Source organism: Stenotrophomonas sp. Br8 (assembly GCF_014763005.1).
GTDB lineage: Bacteria > Pseudomonadota > Gammaproteobacteria > Xanthomonadales > Xanthomonadaceae > Stenotrophomonas > Stenotrophomonas lactitubi.
This window is the reverse complement of record NZ_JACGTN010000015.1, coordinates 18021-31165: the sequence shown is the minus strand read 5'-3', so window position 1 is coordinate 31165 and position 13145 is coordinate 18021. Positions and strand designations below refer to the sequence as shown.

At 66.9% G+C, this 13145-nt stretch carries 15 protein-coding genes; 8 read left to right on the top strand and 7 right to left on the bottom strand.

Features of this window, described 5'->3' with window-relative positions:
* Positions 1 to 40: 40 nt before the first annotated feature.
* A complete protein-coding gene (locus tag H3005_RS13005) occupies positions 41 to 2026 on the bottom strand; it encodes an ATP-binding protein (RefSeq protein ID WP_223880234.1) in 1986 nt (661 codons plus the stop codon).
* 250 nt (positions 2027 to 2276) lie between these two features.
* On the opposite strand from H3005_RS13005, the gene H3005_RS13000 reads away from it, so the two are divergent.
* A complete protein-coding gene (locus H3005_RS13000) occupies positions 2277 to 2843 on the top strand; it encodes a DUF3016 domain-containing protein (RefSeq protein WP_089238446.1) in 567 nt (188 codons plus the stop codon).
* Positions 2844 to 2994: 151 nt separating this feature from the next.
* On the opposite strand, the gene alr is transcribed toward H3005_RS13000, so the two are convergent.
* Together alr and H3005_RS12990 are read right to left on the bottom strand one after the other, a co-directional pair.
* A complete protein-coding gene (gene alr / locus H3005_RS12995) occupies positions 2995 to 4065 on the bottom strand; it encodes an alanine racemase (protein WP_100554632.1) in 1071 nt (356 codons plus the stop codon).
* A complete protein-coding gene (locus tag H3005_RS12990; RefSeq protein ID WP_025878410.1) occupies positions 4044 to 5348 on the bottom strand; it encodes a D-amino acid dehydrogenase in 1305 nt (434 codons plus the stop codon). The genes alr and H3005_RS12990 overlap by 22 nt, the downstream gene beginning before the upstream one ends.
* 149 nt (positions 5349 to 5497) lie before the next feature.
* On the opposite strand from H3005_RS12990, the gene H3005_RS12985 reads away from it, so the two are divergent.
* Entirely contained in the window at positions 5498 to 5977 is a 480-nt protein-coding gene (locus H3005_RS12985) for an Lrp/AsnC ligand binding domain-containing protein (protein WP_089241164.1), read from the top strand.
* 57 nt (positions 5978 to 6034) lie between these two features.
* Here the strand turns inward: H3005_RS12985 and H3005_RS12980 are convergent, their stop codons facing one another.
* Positions 6035 to 6187 (bottom strand): hypothetical protein, encoded by a 153-nt coding sequence (locus tag H3005_RS12980; RefSeq protein WP_025878408.1) that lies wholly within the window; start codon positions 6185 to 6187, stop codon positions 6035 to 6037.
* A 408-nt stretch (positions 6188 to 6595) separates the two neighbouring features.
* Entirely contained in the window at positions 6596 to 6970 is a 375-nt protein-coding gene (locus H3005_RS12975) for a classical arabinogalactan protein 4 (protein ID WP_100554685.1), read from the bottom strand.
* Between the two features lie 137 nt (positions 6971 to 7107).
* On the opposite strand from H3005_RS12975, the gene msrB reads away from it, so the two are divergent.
* From msrB to H3005_RS12950, 5 genes are all read left to right on the top strand, one after another.
* Positions 7108 to 7575, top strand: coding sequence for a peptide-methionine (R)-S-oxide reductase MsrB (gene msrB, locus H3005_RS12970; protein ID WP_089238439.1), 468 nt, complete (start codon positions 7108 to 7110; stop codon positions 7573 to 7575).
* Between the two features lie 101 nt (positions 7576 to 7676).
* Positions 7677 to 8531, top strand: a complete 855-nt coding sequence (gene motA, locus H3005_RS12965; protein ID WP_012509934.1) for a flagellar motor stator protein MotA — start codon at positions 7677 to 7679, stop codon at positions 8529 to 8531.
* Between the two features lie 3 nt (positions 8532 to 8534).
* On the top strand, positions 8535 to 9509 hold the full coding sequence (gene motB, locus H3005_RS12960) for a flagellar motor protein MotB (RefSeq protein ID WP_100554631.1): 975 nt from the start codon (positions 8535 to 8537) through the stop codon (positions 9507 to 9509).
* Positions 9510 to 9642: 133 nt separating this feature from the next.
* Positions 9643 to 10167 carry a hypothetical protein gene (locus H3005_RS12955; RefSeq protein WP_100554630.1) on the top strand — a complete coding sequence of 175 codons (525 nt, stop codon included), beginning with the start codon at positions 9643 to 9645 and terminating at the stop codon, positions 10165 to 10167.
* Between the two features lie 13 nt (positions 10168 to 10180).
* A complete protein-coding gene (locus H3005_RS12950) occupies positions 10181 to 10456 on the top strand; it encodes a DUF4031 domain-containing protein (RefSeq protein ID WP_059065859.1) in 276 nt (91 codons plus the stop codon).
* A gap of 16 nt (positions 10457 to 10472) precedes the next feature.
* On the opposite strand, the gene H3005_RS12945 is transcribed toward H3005_RS12950, so the two are convergent.
* Entirely contained in the window at positions 10473 to 11015 is a 543-nt protein-coding gene (locus H3005_RS12945; RefSeq protein ID WP_089238429.1) for a hypothetical protein, read from the bottom strand.
* 90 nt (positions 11016 to 11105) lie between these two features.
* Between H3005_RS12945 and H3005_RS12940 the strand changes: the two genes are divergently transcribed.
* Positions 11106 to 11354, top strand: coding sequence for a DUF3297 family protein (locus H3005_RS12940; protein WP_025878401.1), 249 nt, complete (start codon positions 11106 to 11108; stop codon positions 11352 to 11354).
* Between the two features lie 49 nt (positions 11355 to 11403).
* Here H3005_RS12940 and H3005_RS12935 read toward each other — a convergent pair whose 3' ends face one another.
* The gene (locus tag H3005_RS12935) at positions 11404 to 13047 is read right to left on the bottom strand and encodes a Na+/H+ antiporter (RefSeq protein WP_100554629.1); all 1644 of its coding nucleotides are present in this window, start codon (positions 13045 to 13047) and stop codon (positions 11404 to 11406) included.
* Positions 13048 to 13145: the final 98 nt, after the last annotated feature.

Sequence of the window (13145 nt, the reverse complement as noted above, 5' to 3'; positions counted from 1 at the left end):
TGCGTGCAGACGTGCAGGGTCGCCGATTGGCCGTGAATGCTCAGTGCAGCAGGCTGTCCCCGCGCGTGGCCTGCACGCGCCGCACCACACCTACCAACTGGGCCACCGAATACGGCTTGGCCACATGCTCCTGGAAGCCCGAGGCCAACGCACGGCGACGGTCATCAGCACGCGCCAGTGCCGTCACCGCCACCGCAGGCAATGCCGTGGCATCCACGCCCAGGTCCTCGCGCAGCGTGCTCACCAGGCCATAGCCATCCATGCCCGGCATGCCGATGTCGGTCAGCAGCACGTGGTACTGCAGGTGGCCATTGTCGGCCAGCAGCGCCAGTGCCTCGCCCGCAGAGCTGGCCGCAGATACGCTGGCGCCCTGCTCTTCCAGCATGCGCCGCAGGTACTCCAGCACTTCTGGCTGGTCTTCCACCGCCAGCACATGCAGGCCGCGCAGCGGGTACGGTTCGACCACCATCGGTTCCAGGATCGGACCGCTGACGACCTCACGCAGCGGACGCCGTTCGGCATCGGGCAGGTGCTGTGGCAGGCGCACGGTGAAGGTGGCGCCGTGACCGTGACCATCGCTGGCCGCACTGACCGTACCGCCGTGCAGTTCTACCAGCTGCTGCACGATCGCCAGGCCCAGGCCCAGACCGCCATGACGGCGGGTGGTGGTGCCGTCGGCCTGGCGGAAGCGGCTGAACAGGTGGTTCAGGAACTCCGGTGCGATGCCGTCGCCGGTATCGCGCACAGTGATCGTCCAATAGTTGCCATCGGCCTGCAGCTGCACGTCGATGCGGCCTTCCGCCGGGGTGAACTTGATCGCGTTGGACAGCAGATTCCAGAACACCTGCTGCAGCCGGGTGGCATCGCCCAGCACCTGGCACGCCTGCGGCGGCAGCTGCAGGGTGACGTCCAGCGCCTTGCCCTCGGCCACCAGCTCCTGCGCGCCCATCGCTTCGTTCAACTGGTCGCGCAGATCCAGCACTTCCACTTCCAGCTGCACCTTGCCCAGCAGCATGCTGCTGAGATCGAGCATGTCCGAGATCAACCGCTTCTGCGCGGTGGCGCTGTTGGCGATCACGCCCAGGCCCTTGTACAGCGGACTGGTGGAATCCACGCGCTGCAGCAGCAGTTCGCTCCAGCCCAGGATCGTGGTCAGCGGCGTGCGCAGCTCATGCGACAGCGTGGCCAGGAATTCATCCTTCAGCCGCGCCATGTTCTCCGCGGCACTGCGTGCGGCGCGCTCGGACTGCAGCAGCTCCTCACGCGCCAGTTCGATCTCGCGACGCTCGGTGACGTCCGGGCTGCTACCGGCCAGACCGATGAAACGACCCATCCGCGAGAAGCGCGGACGGGCGTTCATTTCCAGCCAGCGCCACTGCCCATCGGCGCGACGGGCGCGTACCAGAGCATGCATCGAACGCTGCGCTTTCAGCGCTTCCTGCAGTTCGTATTCGAACACCGACGCATCGTCGGGATGCACCAGGCCGCGCCAGACATCTTCCGGCACGCGGTTCTCGTCGCCGCCGAAGAACTCGCTGAAGGCACTGTTGACGAAGCGGGCGTGGCCGCGCTCGTCCAGCACCCACACCGGCATCGGCAAACCATCGGCCAGTGCACTGAAACGCGCCTCGCTCTCGCCCAGCTCCACTTCCATCTGCTTGCGCGCGGTCACATCGAAGAACAGCACGCCCACCAGGTCATCGCCCGGCCGGCCGACACGCACCGCATCCACCGCGAACGAACGCCCGAGGGCACGGGCGTCCATCTCGAACTGCGCCGGTCGCCCGGTCCGCGCCACTTCGCCGTAGATCCGGAACCAGTCGCCTTCGTGCTGTGGCTCCAGCGCGCTCATGCGCTTGCCGCAGGCATCCTTCAGGCCGGTATGGCGCTCGAAGGCGTCGTTGACCTCGAGGAAGCGGTAATCGATCGCCTCGTCGCCGTCGAACAGCACCTGGATCACACAGAAACCTGCGTGGATGCGCTCAAGCACGCCATGGTGCAGGTCGGGTTCGGGCGTCGGCACCATCAAGGGTGAGCGCTCCACGAGGGGCGGCAATGTGGACAAGGGCGTGGGGAAGAAAAGACCGGATGGAGGTACAGCATCTTCCAGAGCGCGTATTCACAGCGTCAAGCGCCGTCAGTCAGGGTTGACGACCATGAATTGGCGGCAACTGCTGACGCATTTGACGCTCTTGGCCATTGCTGCGGCCCTGCGGCGGGATCACACTCGATCCGAGATCATCATCCTCCCCGCTTCGGGGACGCAGGAGACTGCCATGAAAGGTTCGCTTTCAACCGCCCTGCTGCTGGCCGGCATGCTTGCCGTGGGCAGCGTGGCCGCCGCGCCGCGGACGGTAACAGCGCCCGACGCGCCGCGCGCGCTGCAGGCCGATGGCCCGGTCAGCGTGAAGTGGGACGATCCGGCAAAATTCACCGAGCTCCGCCAGAGCAGCAACCGCTTCGAGGCTGAACGCGGTGACTGGGTGCAGCAGCTGGCACGCTACGTACAGACCAGCGCCGCCAAGCCGCTGCAGGCCGGGCAGACGCTGGACGTGACCCTGGTCGATATCAAGCGCGCGGGCGACTACGAGCCGTGGCACGGCCCGCGTGGCAGCGATATCCGGATCATGCGCGACATCTACCCGCCGCGGATCACCCTGCAGTACACGCTGAAGGACGCCAGCGGGCGCATCATCGATGAAGGCGACGCCCGCCTGAGCGACAGCGGCTACCTGCACAACATCGGCCTGAAGAGCGATACCGATCCGTTGCGCTATGAGAAGCGCCTGATCGACGACTGGGTGAAGCGTCAGCTGACCTCGCGCGTCACCGCTGCCCGGTAACCCCGCGCAGCGCGACGACCCACCGGTAGGTGTCGACCTTGGTCGACACACATTCACGGCGCCGACCAAGGTTTGATCGATCCGGTAGGTGTCGACCTTGGTCGACACACATTCACGGCGCCGACCAAGGTCGGCCGCTACCAGCGGCCGGTCAATCCTGGTAGACACGTGCCACGCGTTTGACGCCACACGGCAGCTGGTAGGCACTGACACCGCAGCGCGGGGCCAGCTCGGACAGCGTCGGCGCTGTGCCCCACAGTTCCACCACGCTGCCGACGCCGGCCTGCGCATGTGCGGTCAGGTCCACGGTCAGCATGTCCATCGACACGCGGCCGATCAGCCCACCGGGTTGGCCATCGATCAGCACCGGGGTGCCATTGGGCGCGAACTGCGGATAGCCATCGGCATAGCCCAGTGCGACCACGCCCACGCGTGTGCGTGCCTTGGCCACGAAGCGCGCACCGTAGCCGACCGGCTCACCGGCCTCGATCCAGCGCTCGGCGATCACCTTGGACTGCATCGTCATCACCGGGCGCAGGCGCGCGGTCAGCTCGCTGTTGTCCGGCAGCGGGTTTGCCCCGTACAGCATCAGGCCCGGGCGTACCCAGTCACTACGTACGTCCGGCCAGCCCAGCAGTGCTGGCGAATTGCAGACGCTGGTCTCACCTTGCAGGCCTTCGATGGCCTCGACGAAGGTGGCGGCCTGCTCATGGGTACGCTCGCTGTCCAGCTCGTCGGCGCGTGCCAGGTGGGTCATCAGTACGATGCGCGCCACCTGCGGCAATGCAGACAGACGTGCGTGCGCGGCGCGGAAACCGGCGACGTCCAGGCCCAGCCGGTGCATGCCACTGTCCAGCTTCAGCCACACCGTCAGCGGACGCGGGCTGTCGAACGCGGCCAGTGCTTCCAGCTGCCACGGCGAACCCACCGAGAACCACAGGTCATGCTCGGCCACCAGCGCCATTTCGCTGGCCTCGAAGATGCCTTCCAGCAGCAGGATCGGTGCACGGATACCGGCTTGGCGCAGCTCCAGTGCCTCTTCGATCGTGGCCACGCCGAAGCCGTCGGCCTCGCCTTCCAGTGCCTGCGCGCAGCGCACTGCACCGTGGCCATAGGCATCGGCCTTGATGATCGCCAGCGCCTTGCCACCGCCCAGTTCACGGGCCAGGCGGTAGTTGCTGCGCAGTGCGCCCAGATCGATCAGCGCGCGGGCAGGACGCATGTGCGGTTCTCATGTTGCGGGGCGTGGCGGTACTGGCCGTAGCGGAAGATATCCAGGCCTTCGGTGCTGATCTGCGGCTGACGCGCGCTCATCAGGTCGGCCAGGTAGCGGCCCGAGCCGCAGGCCATGGTCCAGCCCAGCGTGCCGTGGCCGGTGTTGAGGAACAGGTTGCGGAACGGCGTGGCGCCGATCACCGGCGTACCGTCGGGCGTGGCCGGGCGCAGGCCGGTCCAGAACTCGGCCTTGGCCAGGTCACCGCCCTTCGGGTACAGATCGCGCACCACCAGCTCCAGCGTCTCGCGGCGGCGCGGCGACAGTGACAGGTCGAAACCAGCCACTTCGGCCATGCCGCCGACGCGGATGCGGTTGTCGAAACGGGTCACCGCAACCTTGTAGCTCTCATCGAGGATGGTCGAGGTGGGCGCCATCGCCGGGTCGGTGATCGGCAGGGTCAGCGAGTAGCCCTTCAGCGGATACACCGGCAGGCGCATGCCCAGCGGCGCAACCAGCCCCGGCGAATAGCTGCCCAGCGCGACCACGAAGCGGTCCGCGGTTTCCAGCTTGCCGCCGATGCGTACGCCGGTGATGCGGTCACCGTCGAATTCCACGCCGGTGATGTCCTGGTCGTAGCGGAACTCGACACCCGCTTCGGCAGCCATCTGCGCCAGGCGGCGGGTGAACAGCTGGCAATCGCCGGTCTGGTCGCGCGGCAGGCGCAGCGCGCCGACCAGGCCATCGACGTGGGCCAGCGCGGGCTCGGCCTTGATGATGCCGGCGCGATCCAGCACTTCGTACGGCACGCCGTACTGGGCCAGGATCTCGATGTCCTGCGCCGATGCATCCAGCTGCTGCTGGGTGCGGAACAACTGGGTGGTGCCCAGGTCGCGCCCTTCGAAATCGATGCCGATCTGCGCGCGCAGCTCGTTCAGGCAGTCGCGGCTGTACTCGGACATGCGCACCATGCGCGCCTTGTTGATCGCGTAGCGCTCGTGGGTGCAGTTGCGCAGCATCTGCCACAGCCAACGGTACTGGGCCAGGTCCATGCCCGGCTTGATCGCCAGCGGTGCGTGCTTTTCGAACAGCCAGCCGATGGCTTTCTTCGGCACGCCCGGAGCGGCCCACGGCGAGGTGTAGCCGAAGGACAGCTGGCCGGCATTGGCGAAGCTGGTTTCCAGCGCGGGACCGGGCTGGCGGTCGACGACCGTGACTTCAAACCCGGCCTGTCGCAGGTACCAGGCACTGGTGGTGCCGATCACGCCGCTGCCGAGAACTAGGACTCGCATGGAAATTCTCCAACCCGATCATTCCCTGCATTTGGGTGCGCAGGGGCCATAATCGGGGAAGTATATTCTTCCGTTCCTAGGTGATTTGCCTGATTTTAGGAATGCAGGCAGGATATTTTCCTCTGATTCATTCCCCAAGGTTGACGGCCATGACCACCCGCCCCCGCGAACTGGACAAGATCGACCGCAAGATCCTGCGCATCCTGCAGGGCGAAGGCCGCATTTCCTTCACCGAGCTGGGCGAACGGGTCGGCCTGTCGACCACCCCGTGCACCGAGCGCGTGCGCCGGCTGGAGCGCGAAGCGGTGATCACCGGCTATCACGCCCACCTGGACCCGTCGGCGCTGAAAGCCAGCCTGCTGGTGTTCGTGGAGATCAGCCTGGCCTACAAATCCGGTGACATCTTCGAGGAGTTCCGGCGGGCGGCGCTGAAGCTGCCCAACGTACTGGAATGCCATCTGGTGTCGGGCGATTTCGATTACCTGCTGAAGGCACGGATCAGCGAGATGGCCTCCTATCGCAAGCTGCTTGGCAGCACCCTGCTGACCCTGCCGCATGTGCGTGAATCGAAGAGCTACATCGTGATGGAAGAGGTCAAGGAGACCTGGTCGCTGCCGATTCCCGATTGAGTCGGCGGGCGGCAGCGGGGCCAGACCCCGTAGCACGGACTCTGGCCCCTGGCTGCATCAGCGCTGCTGCGGGTTCTTCATGGAACCCTGTTGCGGGTTCTTCTTCTGCTGCTCGTTCGGCTGCTGTTGCTGTTGCTGCTGGCGCTGCTGTTCCTGCGGTGTTTTGCCCTGCTGTTCCTTGCCGGGATGACGGTTCTGCTGGTTGGCCATGATCGTATTCCAAGGGGACGAGGGAAGCGCGGCGGCGGGGATGCCGGCGCAGGTCCACCGTGGTCCTGGCACGGTTAATCGCAGGCGAAAAACGGGTGATGCGGGGCGTGCAGGGTGGGGGGCTGTTTTCCGGCGTTCATGTGGGTTTCCTGCCAACGGCTGAGCCCCTCGTGGCTGGGGCCTGGTGCGGCGCTGCGCGTTGGCCGGGCGGGTGGAGTCAGGCGGGGACGCCGTGAACCCGTCCTTGGGGGCTGGGCCGCGGCATCCATGCCGCGGACACCCCGCCTGCCCCCACCCGCCCGGCCTCTGACAGGTTCACGCGGGCTCCAGCCACGGAAAGAAGAAAAAAGAGCGACAGCGGGTCGCTGCGCTCTCTTTGGGTTGCGCGATTGGTTGCGGGCGCTGGGGTCAGCGCTTGATCTGCTGGCCGTCGCCGGTGGGTACGCTGTCGTAGTAGCGGCCGGTGCGCGAGTCGAACACGCGGTTGGGGCCGACCGGTTTGACGCCGGGAACGATGCGGCCGTTGCGGTCGTAGACCTTGTCCGGCAGTGCCGGTGCGGGCGTGGGGGTCACCTGGGCCGGGCCGGTCGAGCGGATCGGCTGGGCCGGCTGCGGCGAGGGCAGCACCTGCGGCTGCGGGCGCGATGCCTGCGGTGGCGGGGCTACAGGCGGCGGTGCCACCGTCGAGCTGCTGCGGGTAGTGGTCGGATTGCCGGTGGGAACCTGCGCCTGGGCGAGCAGAGGCAGCAGGGCCGACAACAGCAGGACAAGGCGGGGTTTCATGGCGCGCTCCGGGGTGGTCCACATGCACCCTGCGCCTGCCCCTGTGTGCCGGCCATGAACGGCCATCACACTTGCAAGCGCGTGCCGACACCCCCACGTCTGCGGCATCCCAGGCCACAACCCCACGGAGAGCCGGCATGAGCGCTTTCGATCTGACGCCCCCCACCGCCACGCAGACCGAAGCACTGGTCGCCGGGCTCAGCGCCGAGGAGCGCCGCGTGCTGCTGCAGCACGGCACCGAGGCGCCCTTCTGCGGGGTGTTCCTCGACAACAAGCGTGAGGGCGTCTACTGCTGCCGGCTGTGCGCGCTGCCGCTGTTCCGCTCCAGCACCAAGTTCGATTCGGGCACCGGCTGGCCCAGTTTCTTCGCTCCGTTCGACCCGGCACATGTGCGCGAGATCCGCGACAGCAGCCACGGCATGGTCCGCACCGAGATCACCTGCGCCCGCTGCGGCAGCCACCTGGGCCACGTATTCCCGGACGGTCCGCCGCCCACCTACGAGCGCCACTGCCTGAACTCGGTCTCACTTTCATTCACCGGCAACGGCGAGCCGTGGCCCGATCCGCTGCAGCGTGGCGGCGCGGAAGCCGGCGTGGCGGGCTGACACGCGCCGGAATGGCCCGCTGACCGACTTCACAGAATTCCCTCTTCAGAAACACCGGTGTCAGGCCGACAAGGAGATATCCCCCCTCCTTGCGTCGCGCCATGCTCATCATCGTTGGATTCCTGGTCGTCATCATCAGCGTGCTGGGCGGCTACCTCGGCGCACACGGCCGCCTTGGGGCGCTGTGGCAGCCTTACGAACTGGTCATCATCGGCGGTGCCGCGCTGGGTGCGTTCCTGGTCGGCACCCCGGCCAAGACGGTCAAGCAGACGCTGCAGGCCATGGTCGGCGTGTTCAAGGGCCCGCGCTACAAGCAGCAGGACTACATCGATGTCCTCAGCCTGGTGTACGAACTGCTCAACAAGGCCCGCCGTGAAGGCTTCATGGCGCTGGAAGACCACGTCGAGCGTCCGGCCGAAAGCGCGCTGTTCGGCAACTACCCGAAGGTGCAGGCCGACCACCACCTGATCGACTTCATCACCGACTGCCTGCGCCTGATGATCGGCAGCAACATCGAGCCGCACGAGCTGGAGCCGCTGCTGGAGCTGGAGCTGGAAAAGCACCACGCCGAAGCGATGGCGCCGTCGCAGGTACTGACCAAGGTTGCCGACGGCCTGCCCGGTTTCGGCATCGTGGCGGCGGTGCTGGGCATCGTCATCACCATGGGCTCGATCGGCGGCGACATCGTCGAAGTGGGTGGCCATGTGGCCGGCGCGCTGGTCGGCACCTTCCTCGGCATCCTGCTGGGCTACGGCTTCGTCGGCCCGATGGCGTCGGCGATGGAAGCCCGCGCCGAGCAGGACAGCCGCATCTACGAGTCGGTGAAGACCGCCCTGCTGGCCTGCCTGCGCGGCTACAACCCGAAGATCGCGCTGGAGTTCGCCCGCAAGACGCTGCCGTCGAACGTGCGCCCGGCGTTCTCCGACTTCGAGCAGCACCTGAAGACGGTCAAGTAAGCCATGGCCGAGACCAAGCCCACCGTCATCGTCCGCCGGGTCAAGAAGGCCGGCCACGCCGCCCACCACGGCGGTTCGTGGAAGGTGGCCTATGCCGACTTCGTGACCGCGATGATGGCCTTCTTCCTGGTGCTGTGGCTGATGGCCAGCACCAGCAAGCCCGAGCGCGCGGCCATTTCCGAATACTTCCGCAACCCCAGCCCGCTGGTCGGCTCCAGCGCGACGCCTGCACCGGGCATGGCCGGACCGGGCGGCGCCAGTACCTCGATGATCAAGCTGGGCGGCGCCACCGACGTCTCGCGCGGCAACAGCAACGATCCCTTCCAGAACCAGCAGAAGGCGATACCGCAGCCGGTGGACGAACAGCAGCGCGACAAGCAGCAGCTGGAAGCGCTGATGAAGGAGCTGCAGGAGGCGATCAGCCGCAGCCAGGCGCTGGAACCGTTCAAGGACCAGCTGCTGCTGGACCTGACCCCGGAAGGCCTGCGCATCCAGATCGTGGACAAGCAGAACCGGCCGATGTTCGACCTCGGCAGCGCCACCCTGAAGCCGTACACACAGCAGATCCTGCACGAGCTGGCCGAGTACCTGAACCACGTGCCGAACCGGATCAGCCTGACCGGCCACACCGACATCACCGCCTATTCGGCCGCACGCGGCTACGGCAACTGGGAACTGAGCGCCGACCGCGCCAATGCCGCGCGCCGCGCGCTGATCGATGGCGGCATGGACGACAGCAAGATCACCCGCGTGGTCGGCCTGTCTTCGTCGGTGCTGTTCGACAGGACCGACCCGCAGAACCCGATCAACCGCCGCATCAGCATCGTGGTGATGACCAAGGCCGCCGAGGAAGCCGCACTGGCCGGTGCCGGGCCGCAGGTGGGCCTGTCGGCGCCCACCGTGGATCCGGACGTGCAGGCCGCGCAGGGGCAGGCCGGGGTCGGATCCCTTTCTGCTGGAAAGGGCTCTGCCCCCTGACCGGTTTCTGCCGGGCATGGCCCGGCGCTACCGGATCCCAACGCCCAAAGGTAGCGCCGGGCCATGCCCGGCGAGCGCGCAGCGCGGCACCCAGTACAATGGCGGTCTTTCCGATTTCAGGTGATCCCTCCCCATGTCCCAGTCCTCCAAGGCCAAGCGCGACAAGCGCAAGAAGCAGCAGGCCAAGCGCCCGTTCCTCCGTCTGAACGCCCAGCAGCAGGTGCAGAACCATGCCGTGCTGGTCAACGAAGACGGCCAGGCCGTGGCCGCCATCGGCCTGCAGGGCCGCGAGTGGCTGCTGGCAATCGGTGGCCAGACCATGGGCAACGCCGACAACCCGGTGCCGATGCTGGCCATGCTCAAGCACCTGTCCAACGTGCAGGAAGCCGAAGGCCGCAAGGTCACCCTGGAATATTCCGAGCTGATGCAGAAGCTGCTCGACACCCTGGCCGAAGAAGCAGGCCAGACCGGCGAGGAGTACCTGGACAAGCTGGTGGCAGAGTTCGCCAGCGAGCAGGCTGAAGACGCAGCGGCTGAAGACGCAGCGGCCGAAGGCGAAGCTGCCGACGAAGCGGCTGCGGATACTGCCGGCGCCGAAGGCGCTGCCGACGCGGAGGCCGCTACGGCCGCCGACGCCGACGGCAAGCCGCAGGCCTGATCCGGCTGCGGCGGTGTCGGTCTACGTCGATGACGCGGTGCATCCCTGGCGCGGCCAGCGCTGGGCGCACCTGATGGCCGATACCCTGGCCGAGCTGCACGCGATGGCGGCGCAGCTCGGCATTCCCCCACGGGCCTTTCAGAACAAGGCCAGTGGCGCGCACTACGATGTCACCGCTGAGCTGCGTGCGCAGGCGCTCGCGCTGGGCGCGGTGGCCATTTCCCGGCACGTGGATCGCGCGCAGGTGAAAGCGGTGATCGCCAATGCCAGGGCGCAGTACCGGCCGTAGGCGCTACCGGCGACTCTCAGAACGGGTCGCTGCCCAGCCGCACTTCCACGTTCAGCAGCGAGCAAAGCGCCAGCAGGGCGTCGTCATCGCGGGTCAGCGCCATCCAGCCACTGAAGCCCTCGTTGCCGGCATCCACGCTCCACAGCGTGTAGTTGTGCTCGCGCAGGCGGTCGAAGGCAGTGCTCATCAGCTGCACGCCGTCCAGGTCTGCGGCGAAATCCTCATCGTCCAGGTCGCCACCCCAATCCAGCTGCAGGTTGAAGCGCGCTGACAGCTCGTTCACCGCCGACTGCAGCGAATCGAAGTCATCACGCTCCACCTCGAAGCCGGACTGCCAGGCGATGGCGGTGAACAGCGCCGGCAGCCAATCGCTGTCGGCTTCCAGCGGCTGGCCGTCCTCGGAGAGATGTTCGCGCCAGCGGTTGAACTGCTGCAGGGCCAGCTCTTCGTCGCCCGGATTGATCAGCACGAGCAGATTCCAGACCCGCGCCTCGAAGTCGTCCTCGTCGAAATCGTGGGCGTCTTCCTCGAAGTCGAAATAGTCGCTGTTGTCAGGCATGGCGGAACATCCTCGGGAGCAGGTGGGCATTCTACGGTTTATCCTGTACCGCTGAAGCCGGCCGTGGTGGCCGTCACTGTGAATGAAGCGATGAGCGATACCCCTCCCGACCACCTGGCGATCAACCCGGCCAGCCCCTTCCACGATGCGCAGGCCCTGGAGCGCGGCGTCGGCGTGCGCTTCAACGATGTCGAGCGCGACAACGTCGAGGAATACTCGGTCAGCGAAGGCTGGATCCGCGTGCAGGCCGGCAAGGCCCGCGACCGTCGCGGCAACCCGATGACCATCAAGGTCAAGGGCAAGGTCGAGGCTTACTTCCTGGAACAGAAGCCGGAATAAGGGCTGAAAGGTGTGCGGACCAAGGTCCGCACCTACCCGAGGTGCACGGTCACTCGCGCTTGCGCGATTCCAGCAGGTCGAGGTTGCGGATCAGCCGCCGTGCGATCTCGTCCGACACCACCCCGCGGCGGGTCAGCCGGAACAGTTCCTCGCGCTCGGCGTTGAGGCCGGCGCTGCGCAGCTGGCGGTAGCCGACCTCCATCCGGTTCACTTTCTCCGGGTCCACGTCGGGGTTGTCGCGGTCCAGATGCCGCTGGTACAGCATGCTCACCCGCGATGCGGCGTCGTTGTACAGCTGCACGTTTTCGGTGTTCTGGTTCAGCACCAGCTGCTGGCGCATGCGCTCCACGCCCGCCAACGCGGCCTTCGAGGACAGCTTGCGGGCCAGATCCTCTTCCTTGCGCTCACCCGAATCGGCCGGCAGCTGCAGGCCCTTCAACAGCTGCGGCAGCGCCACGCTGGCGCCGACCAGCGAGCACAGGATCACCGCGGCAGCCAGGAAGATCACCAGGTCGCGTGCCGGGAACGGGCTGCCATCGGGCAGGAACAACGGCAGCGTCAGCACGCCGGCCAAGGTGATCGCACCGCGCACGCCCGCCACCGAGGTGGCCACCACGATGCGCCAGTTCGGTGCCTCGCCATGCTCCAGGCCGCGGCGTCGCGCGCGCAGCAGGTTCCAGCGCAGCGACAGCCACACCCACAGCAGGCGCAGCGCGATCAGCGTCGCGTTGATCACCAGCACGTACACCAGCAGCCACCATGCGCTCTGGTGGCCGCTCTCGTTCATGGTGGTGGTGGCGCGTTCGACGATGCCCGGCAACTGCTCGCCCAGCAGCACGAACATGATGCCGTTGAAGCTGAACTGCAGCATGTTCCAGACGCCGGCGCGCTGCACGCGCATGCTGCCGGAGACACGGCCGGTCATTTCCACGTAGCTCATCGAAATACCCGCTGCGACCGCAGCGAGGATGCCCGAGGCGTTGATCTCTTCAGCCAGCAGGTACGCCGCGAACGGGATCAGCAGGTTGACCAGCATCGCCGCGCCCGGCTCTTCGCCGAAGCGGCGCCACAGCCAGCGCTGGAACGTGGACACGCCGAGGGTGACCGCCACGCCGACGGCCAGGCCGGCCACCGCCACCCACAGGAAGGTCAGCGAGGCGGTCGCCAACGAGAAGGTGCCGGTCATCACCGCCGCCACCGCGAAGCGGAAGCAGACCAGGCCGGAGGCATCGTTGAGCAGCGACTCGCCTTCCAGGATGTGCATCAGGCGCTTGGGGATCGGCGCCTTCGAAGCGATTGCACCAACCGCCACCGGGTCGGTCGGCGACACGATCGCGGCCAACGCGAAGCACACCGCCAGCGGCATCACCGGAATCATCCAGTGGATCAGCAGGCCGGCGCCGATCACGGTGAACACCACCAGCCCGAACGCCAGTTCGAGGATCGCGCCCTTGTCGCGGAACAGGCCCTGCTTGGGAATGCGCCAGCCATCGAGGAACAACAGTGGCGGCAGGAACAGCAGGAAGAACACTTCCGGTTCCAGCGCGTGGCCGCGGTTGAATACCCCGGCGATTACCGCACCGAGGCCGATCTGCACCAACGGCAGCGGCAACGAGAATGGCAGGACGCGAACCAGGTAACCGCTGGCGACAACGGCCACCAGCATCGCCAGGACGACTTCGATGGTGTGCATGCTTCTTCCACAGGAGCGGCGCGTGGGGCCGGAAAAACCGGAGTGCGCCGGGGGACGGGAAAAAACTTAACACAGCAGGCCGCCACTGCGGCCAGCCA